Genomic DNA, 20426 nt, shown 5'->3' with positions numbered 1-20426 from the left:
CATGTCTAACAATACATTAACCCACAAATTTATTCGTTTATCCGGTGACATTGACGGTATTGCTCTGCCTCAACATTTTACGTTCCCGTATTATTATGCACCTCATCCATTAGCAAGATTAGCAATGGATGATCTGCAACTCTATTTAGATACTCAAAATGAGTGGCAACACGACTTTACCGTTAACGGAAAAATGTTTGGTGTATTGGTAGTTAAAAACCAAGATGGCGAGATTGGTTATCTTGCTTCTTTTGCTGCTCAAGAAGCAGATAAACGACCTGAATTAGATCACACGCCTGATTTTTTTGTTGATGCTATTTTTGATAAAACGAATCACGATTCTCTTTGTGCTCAACAAAGAACAGAGTTACAACATCTAAAAAGTCATATTCATCAATTAAAAAATGACCCCGAGTTTATTGAGCTAAAAGAAAAACTGTCCGCTAATCAACAGCAAGCTGAACATGAAATCACACAGTTTCAACAGGCTATGACGGACGCTAAAAAGCAACGTAAGCAACAACGTGCAGAGGCAGAGTCAAACACTCTATCTCCTCTGACTCCTGATGATTTAAGTGCTCTTATCTCTGAGCTTGGAAACCAAAGCAGTCGAGAAAAAAGAGCATTTAAACAATTAAAGCAAGATTGGCAAAACACGCTTTTGACGCTCTCTACTCAACTCAAAGAAAATGAGTATCGCATTTCACAAGCGGAATTAACGTATGATAATTTGGTACAACAACGTCATATTGATACGTTAAAAACAACCCAATTTCTTAATTCAAGTGGCGTAACTAAAAGCCTATTTGACTTATTTAAGCACAGTGATTCAGACCAACTGAAACAAGAGCCTATTACCAATTCCAGTGAACAAAACTGCCCTAAACTTTTACAAGCTGCATTTACATTGGGTTATACGCCTTTAGCCTTAGGAGAATTTTGGTGGGGAGCGTCTCCTTATGATCAAATTCGCCAGCATAAAAACCTTTATCCGGTATGCCAAAGTAAATGCTTTGAAATTCTAGAGCACATGCTTGAAGGAATAAGCACAGACGACAGCCCATTAGAGCAAACTCCGTCTTATGGTAAAGAATTAGAGATCGTATATGAAGACGATGTGCTTGTTGTCGTCAATAAGCCCGCCGAGTTTTTATCCGTATCTGGAAAATACATTTCAGATTCTGTTCATGCTCGTATTCAAGCTCGTTACCCTAACGCAACAGGACCATTGATTGTTCATCGTTTAGATATGTCAACTTCTGGTTTATTGGTTCTTACATTAACTGCTGAATCGAATAAACAGGTTCAAAAACAATTTATCGAACGTACGGTTGAAAAGCGTTATACCGCATTACTTGAAGGTAATATTGATACCGATAATGGGACGATTAATTTACCGTTAACAGGTGATATGGAAGATCGTCCTCGCCAAATGGTCAGCCATAAAAGTGGCCGTAAAGCAAAAACACACTACCAACTCATAGCTCAAGAAGGCAAACGAACCAAAGTGCATCTTTACCCACATACGGGGCGAACGCATCAATTGCGTGTTCATTGCGCTCATCAAGCGGGATTAAATACCCCTATTGTGGGTGATGATTTGTATGGTTTTAAAGCAGATAGGCTGCATTTACATGCTGGATATTTAAAATTCAAACACCCGACAACCAATGAGACGGTTGAATTCTCGTGCCCTGAAGATTTTTAACCCGTCATATTTTACCTATTTTTGTCTCCTAACTGCATAAAATAACCCATCATTAAGCGAAATGTTGGGTTATCCCTTTCATTACGGCATTAATATATTGCATTTATTTATAAAGAGGTTAATTTAGGTCTCCTTATCAACACCGCAAACACAGTGCATTTTCACTTTGTCTGATGAATTAACATTATGTATGACTACAAACCACGAATAGACTACGCTTTACTTGCTGCAATTTTAGTATTAATTGTGCTTGGCTCTTTAACCGTTTGGAGCGCAAGTGGTTTTAGTGAGCCTATGTTAGAGCGCCACTTAATACGAGCAATGATCGCTGTTGGTTGTATCGTCGTGATGTCGGGCATATCCCCTATGCACTATCAACGCTCGGCCCCCTTTCTATATGGGTTAGCTGTTGTTCTTCTCATTGGAGTAATTATTGCTGGTGATAGCACTAACGGTTCACAACGTTGGTTAGTCATAGGTCCAATTCGATTTCAACCTTCCGAATTAGTCAAAGTTGCAATTCCTCTTATGGTTGCTTGGATATTAGCAGCAGAAGCCACACGCCCTGATTTAAAAAAAATAGGGGTTTGTTTACTTGTAACTGCTGTGCCTGCCGGTTTGATTTTTATTCAACCCGACCTTGATGGTGCCATTTTTACTGTTATATATGCCCTGTTTGTCCTGTATTTTGCCGGTATGAGTTGGAAAATCATCGGCTCTTTTCTAGCAACCGTTGCGACTGCCGTCCCGCTTTTGTGGATCTTTGTTATGGAGGCGTATCAGAAGAAGCGTGTTACTCAGTTTCTTGACCCTGAGTCGGATCCCCTTGGAGCAGGTTACCAAATTATTCAATCTTTAATCGCTATTGGCTCTGGCGGGATACGTGGTAAAGGCTGGATGAATGCGACACAAGGACACCTCGGGTTCATTCCAGAAAGTCATACTGACTTCATTTTTTCTACTTATGCAGAAGAATGGGGATTTTTTGGCTGTGCTCTACTGCTATCACTGTATTTATTTATCACTGGACGAGTAATTTGGTTAGCTTATCAAAGTGAAAGCACCTTTACTCGTTTGGTAAGTAGTACCTTTGCATTAAGCTTTTTCTTATATGCTTTCATTAATATGGGTATGGTAAGTGGTTTACTTCCAGTTATGGGTAGCCCACTGCCTTTCTTCAGTTATGGTGGTACGGCAATGATAACCCAAGGTATTTGCTTTGGTATTGTCATGTCATTGTGTTTATACAAACCATACAAGCCAAACCGTCCAGATAGACTCTAATGCTTTTTTACTGTCATAAGTCGTTCATTATTCACTCATTTGAATTATGAACTTTTTATGACAGTGAATATTTATAGTGACATTATCAATAACTTGGCATAATCTCGATCTTTCCCGTCACACCTCTTGGTTTGATATATTTATTTCGAGCTATTATGACAAACTCACTATCAATCGGCGCATTAGAATCGTTTCTAATAGCAATCGCTGTGCTTTTTCTGGGTCATTTCATCAACTCAAAAATTGACCTTTTCAAAAAATATAATATCCCTGAACCTATCGTTGGGGGATTAATTGTCGCCTTTGCAATTACGGCTTTGCATTTTCAAGGAATTAGCCTTGAGTTTTCTCTGCCACTTCAAAATACCTTCATGCTAATGTTTTTTAGTACCGTTGGTCTTGCAGCAAATTACACTCAATTGCTTAAAGGTGGCACTAAAGTCTTTCTATTTTTAGCTGTCGCATCGTTTTATATCATCATACAAAATGCCGTAGGTGTTGGGCTTGCCTCTGCTATGGGTTTAGATCCGCTGTTAGGCTTAATTGCAGGTTCTATCACTTTATCTGGCGGACACGGTACAGGTGCAGCTTGGTCACAAACCTTTGCTGATGCTTATCAATTAAATACGCTTGAACTTGCAATGGCGTCAGCTACATTTGGTCTGATTATGGGTGGTTTAATTGGTAGCCCTATCGCACAACGATTAATTCAAAAACATAAATTAGAATCTGAATACGGCGCAGGTACAAATACTCATGACCGTTTTCCTGAGTTGATTACCTATAACGAACGTGAAGAAGACAAAGTGACAGCCAAAAAAGTCATTGAAATCTTATTCATCTTACTTATCTGTGTTACCGGCTCTAAGCATTTAAGTAATTTTGTAAACAGTTTCGATATTGCTTGGCTTAAAATTCCTGATTTTGTTTATGCGTTATTTATTGGTGTTTTCATTACTAATATTTGTGAAGTAACAAAAGTTAAAAAGATAGATAATGAAACCGTAGATATCCTTGGGACCGTTTCTTTGTCTCTATTTTTAGCAATGGCGCTAATGAGTTTAAAACTATGGAATATCTTTGATCTTGCGATTCCATTTTTAATTATCTTAACGATTCAAACGATTGTTTTAGCCCTGTTCTCTTATTTCATTACTTTTAGAGTCATGGGTTCAAATTATGATGCTGCAGTCATGGTTGGAGGACATTGTGGATTTGGACTTGGAGCTACGCCAACAGCAGTAATGAACATGGGTTCTTTAGTATCTCGCTTTGGACCTTCACCTCAAGCTTTCATGGTGGTTCCTATTGTAGGTGCATTCTTCATTGATATTACGAACTTAATTATCTTACAAGCTTATATTAGCTTTATTGGATAAATAAATCGGTAAATAAAAAAGCTATAAGGCACCACGCCTTATAGCTTTATCTTCATCACTACAATTTAAACTGCTCTACGTTTTTCGACAAATTAGAAATGCTCTTATTCATGTTCTTAACTTGTTCAGAAATCACACTCGATACATCCATACACACTTGAGACATGTCTCTCACATTAATCGCATTTCCGTTAATTTCTTCAATAACACAGCTCTGCTCTTCACTTGCTGTGGATATTTGGTGGCTCATATCTGAAATTGAGTTTAAGTTGTTATCTACAATTTCAATATTATTTCGAGAAATTGTCGACTGTTCTACACACTCTTTAATCGTTGTCTGACTCAACTCCATTTTTTCACTTACATCATGAGTTTTAGCCTGTAAGTTTGAAATGATATTATTAATCTCAATCGTAGAGTGTTGTGTTTTTTGCGCTAATACACGAACTTCATCAGCAACTACCGCAAAACCTCTTCCTTGCTCCCCAGCTCTTGCCGCTTCAATTGCAGCGTTTAGTGCTAATAAGTTTGTTTGATCTGCAATATTACTGATCATATCTAAAACACTTGAAATTTTATTACTATCGTTACGTAATTCCGCAATCAAGGCATTACATTCATCAATCTCACTTGAAGCTAGATTAATCACTTCTGAGGTATTAGAAACCATTTGCTTAGTTTGATTACACTCTTTAGATGCGTCAGAAGTAAAGTTCGCGGAGTTATTGATATTATTTGTAATCTCACCTGATGCGCATTGCATTTCATTGATCGCTGTTGCAAGCATATCAACAGAGTTAAGCTGTTGAACAATGGCCTTCTCGTTTTCTTTAGACTGCTCATTCATCAAACTAAATGCATCATTACTAACCTCAATACTCTCTTTAACTGCATTAATTACTGTCACAATTTTTAATCTGAAAGAGCGAATAGACATCATAATGCTACCGATTTCGTCATTAATAAAATCGTTACTATCAATGAAGCTACACACTTTCCCACTTCTTAAATCTAACGAAATAAACTGATCTAATGATGAGTTAATTAACGCGATACGTCGATTTAAATCTTTTGAGATGTATAGACCACTTAAGATTGATACCAGTGTTATCGATACAATAACAAATATTGCAAAATACAGTGTGTTCAATCGGTCTTGTTTAGATGTCTGTCTGTATTCTTCAAGGAAGATATTTATCTTATTAGATAAGTAACTAATATTATTATTAATTTCTTCATATAATCCGAGGCTATCACCAACTAGTTTCGCTCTTGGCTCTGATAATCGACGATCTCTAATATCGTTGATGTAATTAACATATGCGTTAATTTCATTGTTTAGCGTTGCTAATTGTGTTTTCTCTTTTTTTATCACATCTAAATCAAACTCACTATATGAATTTAATAATGAATTAATGTCATAGATTAACTTATCTCTTGCTGTTACCTCTTCTTCATCTTCAAATCGAATAGATATCAAAGCTAAATCTGTTCTTCTTAACGAAATTAGTTTCTTTTCGAAATTATCAAAAATTTCTGACGATTGAATTACCTGTCTAAATAGAAATTGTTCAGTCTTATCATTATCTACATAGTTCATATAAATAATATTAAGAGCCACAAATAAACCTGTTGCATTAAATGCTACTAGGAAGAGTATTTTATTTCTCAATGAAATGTTTTTCATATTACACGCGTCCATAATCCTAATAGAATATTAAGATTCTAATTTATAATAGTAAGTGTTTTTATTTTATAGAGCTAATCTAACTTCTTTAGTATTTCACTAAGAGTTAAACAATTTTGTAGCATTAATTCACGCTGTTCATCTTTAAGATTAGAGTTTGATAACTCACTAATAAGCCAATCATTAAGACTTATTAATTTTAATATTGTCTCTTTGTTATTTTTAAATAATTCATTATCTTTCTCTATTGCGAACCTTAAAAATTCACATGAATCTAAAATTTTATTTGTTAAGTAAATATAATCTACTTTCATTTTCTAACCTCTATCTATAAATAAAATGTATCGTCGCTTCCTCTTATTTTATTAACCTTATAGTTATATTAAAAAGAAACTTGTACTGGCATCCCCTCTACCCATTGCTCTTTAGTTATTTTTTTCTTTAATGTGACTTTAACTTTTAACAACGATTTTGGTCCCTCAAACGGTTTAGCCAACTGAGCTGGTAATTTAGTTGTGGTTTCGATAGCTAAAGATACGTTACCCTTTAATCTTTCACGATTTGGAAGTATGACGGTAACGACACTACCTTCTTTCGCCTTTTCAATAAATTTAGGTTCTAAGTACGCTATGACAAATGGATCAGCCTTAGATGCAATCGTCGCTAATACATCAGCCTTTTTTATTCTTTGTCCTACTACCGTATTAATTTCTAAGATATTTCCGTCATATGGAGAATGAATACTTAGTAGTTTTTTCTGACTTAACTTAGTAACTAACTCTTGATTTAATGAACGAACTACTTGAGCAATACCACCAGCTAATTCAACTTGCACACTGTCTAATAGTGCCTTTTGGTATCCTATGTCCGCACTAGTTAACGTATTTTGCGCACTATTGTACATACCAATGATATTGGCATAATCAACTTGTGATACTTTCCCTTCTTTAATGAACTTGTCATAATTCAGTTTTATTTTCTTTATGCTTTCTAAATTATCTTTCGCATTTCTAATTGCTAACAAATAAGACTTTAGATCATGTTGTACTTTAGACTTCCTTTTATTTAAATTAGTTAACTCTGTTTTAATAAACTGAATATCTGAATCTAATACAGGATCATTTAACTCTAAAACATTTCGACCATAGGAAATTTCATTCCCCTCTTTGACATTTATAGCTGTAACCATACTGTCTTGAGGAGCGGTTATCACTACTGGACTTGTTGTAATAATCCCTGGAGCTAAAGTAAGTATATATTGTTGAAAAAAAACGTATGCCATTATTAATATAGGACTTAACACTAATGCTAAAATACAATACCAACGAAATCGATATCCGCCTCTCTTAGCACTTCCGTATATAATTTTCATTCCATTATCAGATGTTGGTTGCTTATCTTTTTCTAAGTGAAATTTTACTTTCATAATATTTAAAATCTTTTTCCACGTTTAAGTACCCACCAAGGTGCCATGCTTGACTCCTCATGACTTCTTCTGGTTATTTCATTCACCATTGAAAATGCAGTTATTAATCTCATAAAAAATGCATATATAGGATAAAGAGGTAACCATATTGATAATTTAATATCTTCTTTAGGTCTTTCTGAAACAAGACCAATGTAAATTGAAAAAGTTAAAACAATAAATGTTATGTATATGAGATAAATAAACAAAAGCATTGAGAGTACAAATGTAATTGGATAACTTAAACAAACATATAAACTAAACAATGCCATTAATAACGGTAGAACCACGTTTTGAATCACACCATAAACTAATGTATAAACAAAGTTGCCCCAACCTAATAAACTCGGGCTTAGTCCCTGTTTATGTTTTCTTAAAAAGAGAAAAAGTAAATCGCCATCCCATCGTAACCGCTGCATTAACAATATTTTTAACGTATCTGGAGCATCAGTATGGCCAACAGAATGAGGAGTAAATGCTAAACGACTATTTGGATGCCGTCCTTTATATTGTTTTAATCGCATGGTTAAATCGAGATCTTCAGCCGTATGAGTATCCCAACCACCAACTCGTTTAATCACTTCAATCCGAAATGCACCAAAAGCACCAGAAATATTGTTTAAGACTCCCCAATTACTCATTCCGGTTTTACCCGTCTGCATGGACATCATATATTCAAGGGATTGCATTCTGGTTAATAAATTAGCATCCCAATTTCGGACACGAAGTGCACCTCCAGAGGCTAAAACGTTTGGATCTGAAAACTGCTTAGCCATTTCCCATGCCATGTTGTTGTCAAATGAAGTATCTCCATCAACATTAATGACTAAATCATTTTTTGCTTCCGATAAACCAGCATTTAATGTAGATACACGGCCACCTCTTTGCCATTTAGCGATGACTTTAACTGTCCGCATTTGCTTATGCTGATGTTTTTTAGCACCGTATAAGGCTGCTTGATAAGTCTCTGCATTTTGTTTGGCACCATCCACTACAACTAAAATTTCTATCTTATTAGGATAAACCTGCTCAACAAGTGTATCGATCGTTTCACTAATGGCTTCCCCTTCTCCATAACAAGTAATAATAAAACTAATTGAAGGACATGACGTTGCTTCTAGTTCTGATAAGTTAACAGACCAACGCAAAACACCGCTCGCAACTAAAATAAATAGAGGCATTTCGATTAAGATCATGATTGGAAATAATATAAATATTAATTCTGTATCTTCACTTATCATCCCTATTATTGAGTAAAAAATGTATTCAAATTCACTCATTACTCAATAGTACCAAGCTCATCAACTAACCACTTTGCAGCATCATCCTGAAGGGATACATTAGGCAAAGACCATATATGAACATTCAGAAGCACTAACTCTGACTCAATTTTTCCAGCAATAAGTTCAATCTTCTTTTGCAACACCGGTAATGAGTCAATTGGAGTCATCGGCATCAATAATAGGATCATATCTGATCGATACTGGCAGCAAATATCGGTATCACGCAGTATTGAGTTAAGATCATTTGATATCTGGTCAATCAATTGCATCAATTTAGTTTCACCAAATTGAGCAGAATATTCTTCAATACCTGCGAGCTTTATACCTAATAAAATATGTGAGTGTTGATGACGGATTGCCAATTTATTTATCCATACAAGCAAATTATCAAACGAATCCTCGTCAATAAGTCCTTTTAACGTCAACTCTTGATGAAAAGATTGATGACCATACATCATTAAGTTTTTTACTTGATCGCCTGCTTTATAGGTACTTATATGACGGGTGATTAAATCATCAATCTCATTACTGTCGGTACAAGACAAACAACGAACACGAGCAACCGATTCTGAAAAACTATAATCACAATCTAAACACTTATAGCTTTCAAGCGGCCTGTCGTAATCCACTCCAATATGACGCAACTGTGTTAAACAAGTAGGACACTCTAATTTCCCACGTTGCATAAAGTGGTCTTGTTTCCCTACATGCCCGCAAGTAAAACAATGTAGAGAAACCATCTCTTCTATATCGACACTCTTACATGATGGACATGTTTCAATATAGTTTTGATGGCCGCTATTGCACGATGGACATAATCGAATTCGATCCACTGTATACTCTTTCTTTAGAAAACCTCTTTTAGTTTCTAATTGAAGATAATTATTGGACGCATTTTTATAACCAATGTACGCAGTAATCAGAGGGTAGTGATAAAGTTCTTTTTTACTGCTATCACACAATGGTTTTAAACACCTTTCAGTACCTAACCAAAGCCAAGCAAGAAGTTTATCCAGAGGTTCATCTTTTATCAGAGCTAACTTCGCTTTATGTAGCATCCACTGTTCAGCCACATTAGTCGGTGTCCATACTCCATCGGAAAGATGAGAGCTTAACTTACTCGCTTTTAATACATATACATGCCAATTCCATAGCTGTAATTTAGAATGCAGATATTCTAATGTTCTATCTTGTTCTTCAGGTGGTAATGACACAATACAAATAGCTGGCTCGTGTAATAAAAGAGCATCAGCACTCTTAACATGAATTATATTAATATCACTTCCATACACTGATTTAGATTCACCGATAACATAAACAGGAATAGACACTGAACTTTCCATCTTCATAAAATAACCATTTGTGCAGCAAACCAAAAATAATTGGTATTAACGTTTGATAAAAAATAGTCACTCCAAAAATGAAATGACCATCTATATAAGATAAATAAGAAAAAGAACTTTAGATTTATACTTTATTTCTATTTTTATATTGAAACTTTGCTTGATACATTCTTTTATCAGCTATACGGATTAAATCCTCTAGAATTAAGCCATCAACTGGATAAACACTGTAACCTGTACTAATGCCTATATTTATTACAACATCACTAATTGATAAAGACTCAGATATCATTTCAAATAACTCATTAATAAATACATGAACATCAACATTTTCATTCTTATTTAAGAGTATTGAAAATTCATCACCGCCTAATCTATATATAGTTCCTTTACTATCGATAAAAGAGCGCATCCTTTTAGATACTTCAATGAGTAGTTGGTCTCCGACTTCATGACCATAAATATCATTGATCTTTTTAAAACCATTTAAATCACAGAAAAACAAAATTGAACTCTTAAAACTCTTTTTAGCATCTTTATCAAATGCCCTTCGATTATAAAGGCCTGTTAAGGAATCAATATAAGACAGTTCATACATTTTTTCTTTTTTTATCAACAACCGGTAAAACATGTAGGTTATAAGTGATAAAGCAAAGACAAAGAAAACTAAAATATACGTTTTGTAGGTATATTCTAATTCATTAATCCATTTACCTGGAGAACCCACTGATATCAGCCAATTTTGATTAAGAACACTAAATTCATGTTCAACTGCATTTACTAAGTCATCAGATGATGATTCACTAATAACAATTTTGTTATTGCTATTTTTTTGTATAACACTCAGTTTATAGTTATATCCACCATCACATAACTCAGGTAATGATAAAGTATTTAAAAAATCATTTACCTTAAGTATAACGATGCTAAAACCCCAAAATGTATTAAAATCCTTGCCGACAAAAATAGGAGTCCGAATTATTAGTCCAATCCCACCTTGAAATAGCTCAAGTGGTTCAGACATGATACTTACTCTATTATCTCTGGCATAAATAGCATCTCCCCTTCTTTTTTTATCTGCAAACAAATCAATATACACGTTTTCATTTCCTTTCTCAGGATATGCATATGTCACTGTACCATTAGGCGCTAATTGTAAACTCTTAATTACTTTGTTTTTTTCGATTAAGTTCTTAGATATTGAAGTGAAGTCGTTTTTTGATATAAAAGAATCATTCTTAAAAAGCATATACTTATAAACCTTTGATAAAGTTAAGTATTCATTTACTTTTATTAAAATTTCACTTTCATATTTTTTCAATAAGTGTCGCATATTCGTCTTATTTCTTTCTTCAGTAAGGTTATTACTTAAATCAAAAATAAAATACCCGACACTCATATAAATAAACGATAGCATCACTACAATGCCGATTCTTTTTAGTCTTAATGCTTTATATCTAATAGAACTCACTGTAATTTTCTGCTTTTGTCAGCATACATTTTTTCATCCGCACAGTTAATCGCAATTTCCATACCTTTTGATAAATCTTCAATGCCATATGAAAATGACAAGTCTATGTTGTTTGATTTAAACAGCTTTTCGACTTTATTCCTTATCAGATTTAAGCGACTTTCAAATGTATGTCGGTCATCCCATTGAGTAAAAATCAAAATTCATCACCACCGTATCTAATGATAAGGTCTTCCTTTCTTAATTCATGTTTTAAATACATAACAAATTTGCTTAAACAGTCGTCACCTAGCTTATGACTGAAGTTATCATTAATCTTTTTAAACCCATCCATATCAATGAAAGCAACCATGTTAAATTGATTCATGTAGTAGCTGTTCAAAATGGTTCTATCAAAACAATCTGTTAAGGCATCCCTAGGAAACGAATCTCTATCATCTTCATCATAAACAATCGTAATTATTAGTGTTTTTCCATAATGGTTAATTTTCTGCCTAAACGTATAATACGATTTAGTTTGCCCATCAAAGTCGACAACTTCTCTTACCGCTAAGAAGTTGGATTTTGATTCAATCAACTCCTTATCTATTGCAATACAGCCTTCGTATTGTTCAAATTTTTCATAAATGCTTTCTAGAGGCATTCCTACCAAGTCCACATTCATAAAATTAATATGGGCTTGATTATTGAATAAAGCATTACCTTCAGAATCTCGGATTATGACTAAGCGACTCATACAATTAAGATATGATTTGAAAAACAAATTTTCAGGACTATTCGGGTTAAGCGCTATCTTATTGTATTTTTTTAGTATGCTTTTTTTTACTTCTGTTATAGTTAAACTGTCACAAACCTTAGAACCAAGATTATTAAATATATCTACAGAGTGAATATCATTAACTAACTGTGCGCACTTATTATCATTATCTGTTTTGATCAACTCATAAATCAATTTTTCTAACAATAACTTAGGTTCATGTTTTTCTTCTTTATGCGGTTCTGGTGTCGCGATTGTTAAGTCAAATAAATTCATTGGTTTATAAAAAAAGTATCCTTGGTATGATACTTTTTTTCCAAGGGATTCAATTAAGTTAACTTGTTTTTTATTCTCAACCCGCTCAATAACAATATTAAAGTTACTGATATCTTCTAATTCATCTAGCGTATATTTTAAATGCCTAAACTTATAAAAATTGTTTTCAATATCATTAACTAAAGAACCATCCACTTTGATTTCATCAAGGTCTAATGACAATACTTGTTCAATATCTGAAAAGCCTTTACCAAAGTCATCTAAAGAAAACTTAACACCTAATGATTTAAGTATTCCCATCGATTCTTTAACACGTTCTAAAGATAAATAACTGTCATTTTCAGTTATCTCCAACGTTACATTAGGTTCATTTTTCAATAACTTAGATGTTTTATTAATAAAATAATCTGATTCTAAACTCTGTATCGAAATGTTTATAGATACAGGGAAAGAGTAACCAATGTTTTCGTGATATTCCCTTCTATCTGATAATACTTTCCTTATTATTGTATAATCAAACAAAGGTTTATTTGTTACCATCGAAACATAGCTCTCAATATTTGTAACACCAGGAACTCTTAGTAAAGCTTCAACACTGATAATACTTCCATTCTGTACTTTTGGTTGATATAAGAAAGAAATTGTTGAATTCAATTATGTACCCTAAACACACTCTATAAATAACAATCAAATTATTGAAAATAAATTAATTATTGTATTTGCAAGAAAAACCAATTTTTTTGAGACTACCACTTCCTGCTTGAAGAGTTACAAAACAAGAGTCCCCTAATGAATATATATTTAAAATATAATAATTTGTTCCATCATATGCATATAATTTACCTTGAGATAAATTATAATCGACAAAATACTTTGTTGCGGTACTTGTTGCAGGAACAGCTATATCATCACTATACTTAGTATTAACTACATTGACAGAATCTAAATACTTTTCATACTTTACATAGTTAACTTGTTTTTCATTTATTGTTATTGTTCCAACTAAATCGACTCGATAAAATTTATGCCATATTATTATTATGAGTAAATTAATTACAGAAAAAACAATTAATGTTTTCGATATTTGACTTTTCATATTTTACATCGAGCAATTTTATTTTTAAGGTTCAATTCACACTCTTGGTCTTTAGTCTTAATTAAAAACTTATCTTCAGAGATTTTAATTAAATCAAAATCTTTGACTTTTTTTATCTCTTCTAAAGGAATTAGATCGTAAAACACATGTTTTTCTATACAAAAGATTAATGCTGAACTAGATAAAATGAAAATGATGATTGAAAATAAAAAAATAGATGTTTCTTTTAGTTTAGAATGTGACTTTTTTTCTCTGTGCATTGTATGCTATTTGAATTTATTCTAATCTCTTCTACATTGTTTATTTTATAACCATTGCCTTTTACATTTTCGATAACATGTCTATTCGTATCTTTTATTGATACTCTTGTTCTTTTAATTAACTGAGGAATGCTTTCATTTGATATCCACTGAGTCCCCAAAGAGCATCTTTAATATGTTCATTTTTACAAATAGAAGGATGTTCTTTTATTAACAAAGTCAGAATTGCAGAAACTAAAGGCGTTGTTGAACCATATTCGTTATTACCATTAACTGCATCTTCTAGCGTATCGTACAATTTTTTTGTTGCTGGATCCCAATAGATTTCATTGAGTTTAAAAACCATATCATCCTGACTTAACAGTTATCGAATTAAATACAAGTCATAAATAAACCTATTCATCTTTATTGTCAATATATTGAGACCAACTTATCTATATTCGTTAACTTTGTTCAAAACCAAAACCAATAAAAAACAAAGTATAAACACAAAAAGAACAAACGTAATACAGAAATGCTGTTTATACTTAATTTTTGAGCAAATATAGAGCAGCCTATTTCATAACAGAAATAGGCAATACCCTACTTCATTGTTAATTAGTTTACGTCTTATTTACAAGGTAAAATCTAAACTTAAAAAATAAGACTATAAATAATTAGAATGAATAACCCATACCAATATACATGGTACTTACCGATCCTACATTTGTATAGTCCGACAATTGATGGTTATTTGGTTTATTCGTAAACTCGGCTAAGTCATCACCAAAGATATGCTCGAAGCTAGCGTTAATCGCAAAGTTATCTGTAATGTTATACGATGCACCTAAACCGATTTTTGGCAATACTTTCGATTCTTTTTTATTAAAAACGTTTACATTACTTGTTAGCTCTTGAACTGTATAAGCTGCACCCGCTTTACCAAAAATACTCCACTTATTATTGAAGTTGTACTTTGCTACACCTAATGCAGCAATGTTGTAGCCATCATAGTCAAACTTCAAATTTTCAAAACGATTTTCATTTGTTGCATAAGTCGAATAACTCACTTCTGCACCGTATTGAAATTTATTATTCATTTTTGAATTAAATAATAGACCAGTATTCAAGCTCCAAGCAAACTTTCCTGATTCTTGAGAATAGTTCATATTGTCAATATCAGCATCTGGTGAAGTAATACCACCAATACCAATATTTCCCCAACATAAGGCATCATTTCAGCTGAAGACGATACAGAAAAAACACCAAATACAAACGCAGCTAAATATATTTTTTTCATCTTTTTATTTCCGGTAGTTAATGATTAACACTACTTAATGCTCTCTTCATTAATTTGAAGTAAACATGGTTATATGAAACAAAATCTAACTAACAATAAATCTATTATTATTGATTTGATTAATTGGTTTAGTTAGGTGAGAGAAATATACTCCATACGAATAATCAATCAAATTATACGTAATTACTTAGTTAATTATATTGTTTGAATTAGAGGGAACAGTTGAAGAATAATCACCAACACAATAAAAACCATTAAATACAATAGCTTAGGAGACTACCAGTGTTTATATAAAAATATATTTTTTGATATTATATGCAACATTGCATTACATATAATAATTGTCATTAATTTTATTTCTAAAAACGAAAATATAAAAACAGTTAATTTTCGATAAGTGTCTCTATCGCTTCACCAAAAATGTAAACCTACTATCTATTGGTAACAATTTACGCACATTTGTAAGGAAATGTTGACCCAACTTGTTGAATCATCTAGTTTATCTACCTTATGTGAACTTTTTATGACAGTGAAAATTCTTAGTGACTTTATCTATCACTTACCTTACTCTCGACCTATCTGTCACAACAAGTTTCGGCTTAATTTTCGTCTGGAGAATGGCGATGTTTGATTCATTTATTTCGATTCTAACGGCTTTATGGCAACAAGATTTCACAATTCTACAAAACCCAGCAAGTATGACGATGATCTACTTTTGTTTGATTCTATTTATTTGGTTAGAAAGTGCTTTTATTCCAGCTGCACCACTACCTTGCGATAGTGTTGTTATTCTTGCAGGTTCTCTAGCTGCTGCTAATGTAATTAGCTACCCTGTAATTGTTGCCGGTCTTATCATGGCCGCGGCAATTGGTAGTCAATTGGCTTTTATACAAGGTCGTTGGTTACATAAATTTCCAACAATTCAGAAATGGATTAATGCAGTTCCACCACACAGATTACAGACAGTTGACTCTTTGTTAACTAAACATGGGCTAATTGCTCTTTTTGTAGCTCGTTTTATTCCTGTTGTTCGCCCTCTTTTACCGTTAATGATGGGACTACGAATGCAACAAGCAGCTCGCTTCCATTATTTTGCTTGGATGAGCGCTATTATTTGGATTTTATTACTAACTGGTTTCGGTTATTCATTATCATTTTTACCGGAAAAGCTGTCGAAATATATCACCATGGCACTAATGGCAGCACCAGTCATCACACTGGCGATTGCAGTATGTAGTTTTATCAGTGGTTACTGTTTAAAAAAATACCGTCGTAAAAAAATCTGTTAAATTAATTCGATATAAAAAGCCCCTAACTCATACAAGTTAGGGGCTTTTTTATTTTATCGATGAAAGGTAACAGCTACGAGTTATACGTTGTCGATGATACATCACCGCCTTTACCTGTCCAATTCGTATGGAAAAACTCACCTTTTGGTTTATCTACACGCTCGTAAGTATGAGCACCAAAATAATCACGTTGTGCTTGCAGTAAGTTTGCAGGAAGACGAGCGGTTGTATAACCATCAAGGAAAGTCAATGCTGATGTCATTGATGGCATTGGGATCCCTACTTCCATTGATTTTGCTGCTACTTTTCTCCATGCAGACATACTATTTTCTAGAATACCTTTGAAGTAGCTATCTGAACCTAAAAAGGAAAGTTCAGGATCAATATCGTACGCATCACGAATATTACTTAAGAATGCAGAACGGATAATACAACCACCACGCCACATCAATGCCACGTTACCGTAATTTAGATCCCAACCATTCTCGTTTGACGCTTCACGCATCAACATAAAGCCTTGTGCATATGAGATGATTTTCGATGCTAAAAGTGCTTGGCGTAATGCTTCTATCCAAACTTGTTTATCACCTTCAACAATTGATTCTTTCTTACCAAATAACTCTTCAGCCTCTACACGTTGATCTTTTAATGATGATAAACAGCGTGCAAATACAGATTCTGTAATTAGCGTTAATGGGATCCCCATATCTAATGCATTAATTCCTGTCCACTTACCTGTGCCTTTTTGGCCAGCAGTATCAAGAATTTTTTCTACTAATGGTTCACCATCTGTATCTTTATAACCTAAGATGTCTGAAGTGATTTCTACTAAGTAACTATTTAGCTCGGTTTTGTTCCACTCAATAAAAACAGACTGCATTTCATCATGCGTCATACCAAGGCCGTCTTTCATGAACTGGTATGCTTCGGTGATAAGCTGCATATCGCCATATTCAATGCCGTTATGAACCATTTTTACAAAGTGGCCAGCACCATCGTTACCAACCCAATCACAACAAGGCTCATCATTTTCAGTTTTTGCTGAGATTGCTTGAAAAATTGGTTTAACAAATGGCCATGCTTCTGGTGAACCGCCAGGCATAATCGAAGGACCAAAGCGTGCGCCTTCTTCACCACCAGAAACACCAGAACCAATAAAGTGAATTCCTTTCTCTTTCAGCGCAGCAACACGACGGTTAGTATCTGGGAAATTTGTATTACCACCATCAATGATGATGTCGCCTTTATCTAATAAAGGAACCAACTTGTCGATAAATGAATCAACAACATCACCAGCTCGTACCATTAACATAATTTTGCGTGGTGATTCTAATTTATCGACTAACTCTTGAAGCGAATATGCACCAACAATATTTGTCCCTTTTGCAGGACCTTGTAAGAACTCATCTACTTTTTCAGCAGTTCGGTTATGTGCTACCACTTTATAACCGTGATCGTTCATATTTAGAATTAGGTTCTGGCCCATTACTGCAAGACCAATTACGCCAATATCGCCTTTCATATCTTTACTCCAAAAATTTGCGTTATGCTCGAACTTCTATTTATTAATAATGCGAGCCGCTGCATCTATATCTAAAAACCATTCAGTTTCACCCAATGCTGAGTGAATTTTTGCTGCCGGGTATGGCAACTCATTAACTGGTTTAGTATGAATTTCTTGAACAATTTCAGCTTTACCACTACCTAACACTAGATAGCTAATACGTTTAGCTGCTTCTAATACTTTTGCTGTCTTCGATACTCTTTGTTGACCTGACTCTGGGTGAGTCGCAATAACGGCTAAGTTTGTATCGTTATAATCTGTCTTATTAGGAAATAATGATGCAGTATGACCATCTGCTCCTACGCCTAATAAAATCCAATCAAAAACTGGGATTCCATTTTCTAACGGAATCAATTCTCTCATCTCATTAGAGAAGCGATTCACTTCTTCCAAAGGTTCATTTTCGCCTTCAATACGATGAATATTTTCTAACGGAATATCGATACGAGAGAACAATAATTCATTTGCTTCTCCATAATTACTCTCAGGATCAGTAGGAGTAACGCAACGCTCATCCCCCCACCAAAAATGAAGATTATTCCATTGAATATTTTTAGCATAAGCCTCTGATGCTAAAAGTGAAAAAAGCATCTTTGGTGTGCTACCACCGGATAATGAAATGTGAACAGGTTTTCCTTGCTCACCTAATTGCTTTAGCTCATCCGCTAGCGTTGTCACTACATCTTGTGGTGTTTCAAATATTTTATGGTTAATCATAATTCACAGTAATCCGTATCTGTTAAGTTCTTACAAGGAAAACGCCACTTTCTATTATCACGTTCCAATAATTGATCGGCTTCTTTTGGTCCCCAAGTGCCACATGCATAGCCAAATAAGGCTTGTGGGTCTTGTTTAAAATCGAGTATCGGTTGAACAAATTTCCAACATGCATTTACAGCATCACTTCGTGCAAATAACGTAGCATCTCCATTTAACGCATCTAATAACAAACGTTCATAAGCTGTCAGCATTTGCGTTTCTGCCAGTGATTGATAATGGAAGTCCATTGATACATCTTTCACATTAAAGCCTGAACCTGGCTCTTTCAAGCCGAAACGCATTTGAATACCTTCATCAGGCTGAATGCGGATCACTAATTTATTTTCAGGAGCATTTTCTGCAAACGCTGGATGCGGCGTCTTTTTAAAATGAACAACAACTTCTGTTACACGGGTTGGAAGACGTTTACCAGTACGGACATAAAATGGAACCCCATTCCATCGCCAGTTATTGATAAACATTTTTAAGCCAACATAAGTTTCAGTACGAGAGTCATCTGCCACACCATGTTCATCACGATAACTTGGTAAAAACTGCCCTCTTACTTCAGATTCAGTATATTGACCTAATACAAGGTTATTACGTAGATCTTGTTCTGTCAGAGGCTGTAGGCTTTGTAATACTTTAGCAATCTCATCACGCATCGAATCTGCATTAATTGCTGAAGGCGATTCCATTCCAACCATTGCCAATACTTGTAACAAATGGTTTTGGAACATATCACGCATTGCCCCTGAGCCATCATAGTAACCACCACGCTCTTCTACTCCAAGAAACTCAGAGCCTGTGATCTCAACATAATCAATAAAATTACGGTTCCACAGAGGTTCAAACATTACATTTGAAAAACGCAGTACTAATAAGTTTTGAACGGTTTCTTTACCAAGATAATGGTCAATACGATATATTTGATGCTCTTCAAAATATTGATGAATTTGTTTACCAAGTTCTAGCGCTGACGCCAAATCATAACCAAATGGTTTTTCGATGATTAAACGTTTCCAGCCATTAGATTCATCATTTAATCCATGAGCGGCTAAACACGAAGGGATCACACCATAAAGACTTGGCGGTGTTGCCAAGTAAAAAAGTGTATTTTGTTGTTCTAATTGGTATTTATCAGCAAGCTGGTCTAATTTACACACCAATTTTGAATATTCATCAACATCTGATGTGTTCAGTGCTTGGTAATGCAAATGATGACAAAACGCATCTAAAATTTCAGGTTCCGTTTTCTCTAACTCTCTTAATGATTGTTTCATTTTTTCTCTATATGACTCGTCATCATATTGAGTTCGGCTTACACCTAAAATGGAAAACGTAGAAGGAAGTTGGTTACTGGCATACAAATGATATAAAGCCGGGATCAACTTTCGATAAGTGAGATCGCCCGAAGCGCCAAAAATTACGATGGTATTGTTGTCCGAAATTGTCATTATTTTTCTATCCGATACACAGCAAAGTATCTCTGTATAATAAGAACAACTTCTCTTTATTACTAATCA

17 protein-coding genes and 1 pseudogene are annotated in these 20426 nt (G+C 34.1%); 4 read left to right on the top strand and 14 right to left on the bottom strand.

Annotated features, from left to right (window positions below):
- Window position 1 precedes the first annotated feature (1 nt).
- The 3 genes from AAFX60_016575 (at window position 2) to gltS (ending at window position 4371) form a co-directional block, all read left to right on the top strand.
- Window positions 2-1708 (top strand): pseudouridine synthase, encoded by a 1707-nt coding sequence (locus tag AAFX60_016575; GenBank protein XDF79999.1) that lies wholly within the window; start codon window positions 2-4, stop codon window positions 1706-1708.
- Window positions 1709-1894: 186 nt separating this feature from the next.
- Window positions 1895-2992: a rod shape-determining protein RodA gene (rodA, locus tag AAFX60_016570; protein XDF79998.1), complete on the top strand. Its 1098-nt coding sequence runs from the start codon at window positions 1895-1897 to the stop codon at window positions 2990-2992.
- A 155-nt stretch (window positions 2993-3147) separates the two neighbouring features.
- Complete coding sequence (gene gltS, locus AAFX60_016565; protein XDF79997.1) at window positions 3148-4371, top strand: sodium/glutamate symporter; 1224 nt, start codon at window positions 3148-3150, stop codon at window positions 4369-4371.
- A gap of 58 nt (window positions 4372-4429) precedes the next feature.
- Here the strand turns inward: gltS and AAFX60_016560 are convergent, their stop codons facing one another.
- From AAFX60_016560 to AAFX60_016510, 11 genes and pseudogenes are all read right to left on the bottom strand, one after another.
- Window positions 4430-6058 (bottom strand): methyl-accepting chemotaxis protein, encoded by a 1629-nt coding sequence (locus tag AAFX60_016560; protein XDF79996.1) that lies wholly within the window; start codon window positions 6056-6058, stop codon window positions 4430-4432.
- 74 nt (window positions 6059-6132) lie between these two features.
- Window positions 6133-6372, bottom strand: coding sequence for a hypothetical protein (locus tag AAFX60_016555; GenBank protein ID XDF79995.1), 240 nt, complete (start codon window positions 6370-6372; stop codon window positions 6133-6135).
- 68 nt (window positions 6373-6440) lie between these two features.
- Window positions 6441-7484, bottom strand: coding sequence for an HlyD family efflux transporter periplasmic adaptor subunit (locus AAFX60_016550; protein ID XDF79994.1), 1044 nt, complete (start codon window positions 7482-7484; stop codon window positions 6441-6443).
- Between the two features lie 5 nt (window positions 7485-7489).
- Window positions 7490-8803 (bottom strand): glycosyltransferase, encoded by a 1314-nt coding sequence (locus AAFX60_016545; GenBank protein XDF79993.1) that lies wholly within the window; start codon window positions 8801-8803, stop codon window positions 7490-7492.
- Window positions 8803-10155 carry a diguanylate cyclase gene (locus AAFX60_016540; protein XDF79992.1) on the bottom strand — a complete coding sequence of 451 codons (1353 nt, stop codon included), beginning with the start codon at window positions 10153-10155 and terminating at the stop codon, window positions 8803-8805. The genes AAFX60_016545 and AAFX60_016540 overlap by 1 nt, the downstream gene beginning before the upstream one ends.
- Before the next feature lie 118 nt (window positions 10156-10273).
- Window positions 10274-11620: a sensor domain-containing diguanylate cyclase gene (locus tag AAFX60_016535; GenBank protein XDF79991.1), complete on the bottom strand. Its 1347-nt coding sequence runs from the start codon at window positions 11618-11620 to the stop codon at window positions 10274-10276.
- Window positions 11621-11816: 196 nt separating this feature from the next.
- Entirely contained in the window at window positions 11817-13307 is a 1491-nt protein-coding gene (locus AAFX60_016530) for an EAL domain-containing protein (protein ID XDF79990.1), read from the bottom strand.
- A 52-nt stretch (window positions 13308-13359) separates the two neighbouring features.
- Complete coding sequence (tcpH, locus tag AAFX60_016525; GenBank protein XDF79989.1) at window positions 13360-13749, bottom strand: toxin-coregulated pilus protein TcpH; 390 nt, start codon at window positions 13747-13749, stop codon at window positions 13360-13362.
- A pseudogene (gene tcpP, locus AAFX60_016520) lies at window positions 13746-14355 on the bottom strand (toxin-coregulated pilus transcriptional regulator TcpP). The gene tcpH and the pseudogene tcpP overlap by 4 nt, the downstream one beginning before the upstream one ends.
- 310 nt (window positions 14356-14665) lie before the next feature.
- Window positions 14666-15157, bottom strand: coding sequence for an outer membrane beta-barrel protein (locus AAFX60_016515; GenBank protein XDF79988.1), 492 nt, complete (start codon window positions 15155-15157; stop codon window positions 14666-14668).
- On the bottom strand, window positions 15154-15288 hold the full coding sequence (locus tag AAFX60_016510) for a hypothetical protein (protein XDF79987.1): 135 nt from the start codon (window positions 15286-15288) through the stop codon (window positions 15154-15156). The genes AAFX60_016515 and AAFX60_016510 overlap by 4 nt, the downstream gene beginning before the upstream one ends.
- Before the next feature lie 623 nt (window positions 15289-15911).
- On the opposite strand from AAFX60_016510, the gene AAFX60_016505 reads away from it, so the two are divergent.
- Complete coding sequence (locus AAFX60_016505; protein ID XDF79986.1) at window positions 15912-16577, top strand: DedA family protein; 666 nt, start codon at window positions 15912-15914, stop codon at window positions 16575-16577.
- Between the two features lie 73 nt (window positions 16578-16650).
- On the opposite strand, the gene gnd is transcribed toward AAFX60_016505, so the two are convergent.
- Genes gnd through zwf form a run of 3 tightly spaced genes read right to left on the bottom strand, consistent with a single transcriptional unit; the run spans window position 16651 to window position 20357 of the window.
- Window positions 16651-18099, bottom strand: a complete 1449-nt coding sequence (gene gnd / locus AAFX60_016500; GenBank protein ID XDF79985.1) for a decarboxylating NADP(+)-dependent phosphogluconate dehydrogenase — start codon at window positions 18097-18099, stop codon at window positions 16651-16653.
- A 36-nt stretch (window positions 18100-18135) separates the two neighbouring features.
- Complete coding sequence (gene pgl / locus AAFX60_016495) at window positions 18136-18858, bottom strand: 6-phosphogluconolactonase (protein XDF79984.1); 723 nt, start codon at window positions 18856-18858, stop codon at window positions 18136-18138.
- Window positions 18855-20357 (bottom strand): glucose-6-phosphate dehydrogenase, encoded by a 1503-nt coding sequence (gene zwf / locus AAFX60_016490; protein XDF79983.1) that lies wholly within the window; start codon window positions 20355-20357, stop codon window positions 18855-18857. The genes pgl and zwf overlap by 4 nt, the downstream gene beginning before the upstream one ends.
- Between the last annotated feature and the right edge of the window lie 69 nt (window positions 20358-20426).

The sequence above is a fragment of the Aliivibrio fischeri genome, assembly GCA_038993745.2.
Classification (GTDB): Bacteria; Pseudomonadota; Gammaproteobacteria; order Enterobacterales; family Vibrionaceae; genus Aliivibrio; species Aliivibrio fischeri_B.
Note: the sequence above shows the minus strand (reverse complement) of the source record. Positions and strands in the feature narration are given on the sequence as shown.

Bases quoted from the DNA above. Each gene is read 5' to 3' on its own strand.
- AAFX60_016505 (XDF79986.1), top strand. From the start codon at position 15,912: ATGTTTGATTCATTTATTTCGATTCTAACGGCTTTATGGCAACAAGAT.
- AAFX60_016510 (XDF79987.1), bottom strand. From the start codon at position 15,288: ATGAAAAAAATATATTTAGCTGCGTTTGTATTTGGTGTTTTTTCTGTA.
- tcpH (XDF79989.1), bottom strand. From the start codon at position 13,749: ATGAAAAGTCAAATATCGAAAACATTAATTGTTTTTTCTGTAATTAAT.
- AAFX60_016515 (XDF79988.1), bottom strand. From the start codon at position 15,157: ATGAACTATTCTCAAGAATCAGGAAAGTTTGCTTGGAGCTTGAATACT.
- gnd (XDF79985.1), bottom strand. From the start codon at position 18,099: ATGAAAGGCGATATTGGCGTAATTGGTCTTGCAGTAATGGGCCAGAAC.
- rodA (XDF79998.1), top strand. From the start codon at position 1,895: ATGTATGACTACAAACCACGAATAGACTACGCTTTACTTGCTGCAATT.
- gltS (XDF79997.1), top strand. From the start codon at position 3,148: ATGACAAACTCACTATCAATCGGCGCATTAGAATCGTTTCTAATAGCA.
- AAFX60_016545 (XDF79993.1), bottom strand. From the start codon at position 8,803: ATGAGTGAATTTGAATACATTTTTTACTCAATAATAGGGATGATAAGT.
- AAFX60_016550 (XDF79994.1), bottom strand. From the start codon at position 7,484: ATGAAAGTAAAATTTCACTTAGAAAAAGATAAGCAACCAACATCTGAT.
- pgl (XDF79984.1), bottom strand. From the start codon at position 18,858: ATGATTAACCATAAAATATTTGAAACACCACAAGATGTAGTGACAACG.
- AAFX60_016555 (XDF79995.1), bottom strand. From the start codon at position 6,372: ATGAAAGTAGATTATATTTACTTAACAAATAAAATTTTAGATTCATGT.
- AAFX60_016575 (XDF79999.1), top strand. From the start codon at position 2: ATGTCTAACAATACATTAACCCACAAATTTATTCGTTTATCCGGTGAC.
- AAFX60_016560 (XDF79996.1), bottom strand. From the start codon at position 6,058: ATGAAAAACATTTCATTGAGAAATAAAATACTCTTCCTAGTAGCATTT.
- AAFX60_016540 (XDF79992.1), bottom strand. From the start codon at position 10,155: ATGAAGATGGAAAGTTCAGTGTCTATTCCTGTTTATGTTATCGGTGAA.
- zwf (XDF79983.1), bottom strand. From the start codon at position 20,357: ATGACAATTTCGGACAACAATACCATCGTAATTTTTGGCGCTTCGGGC.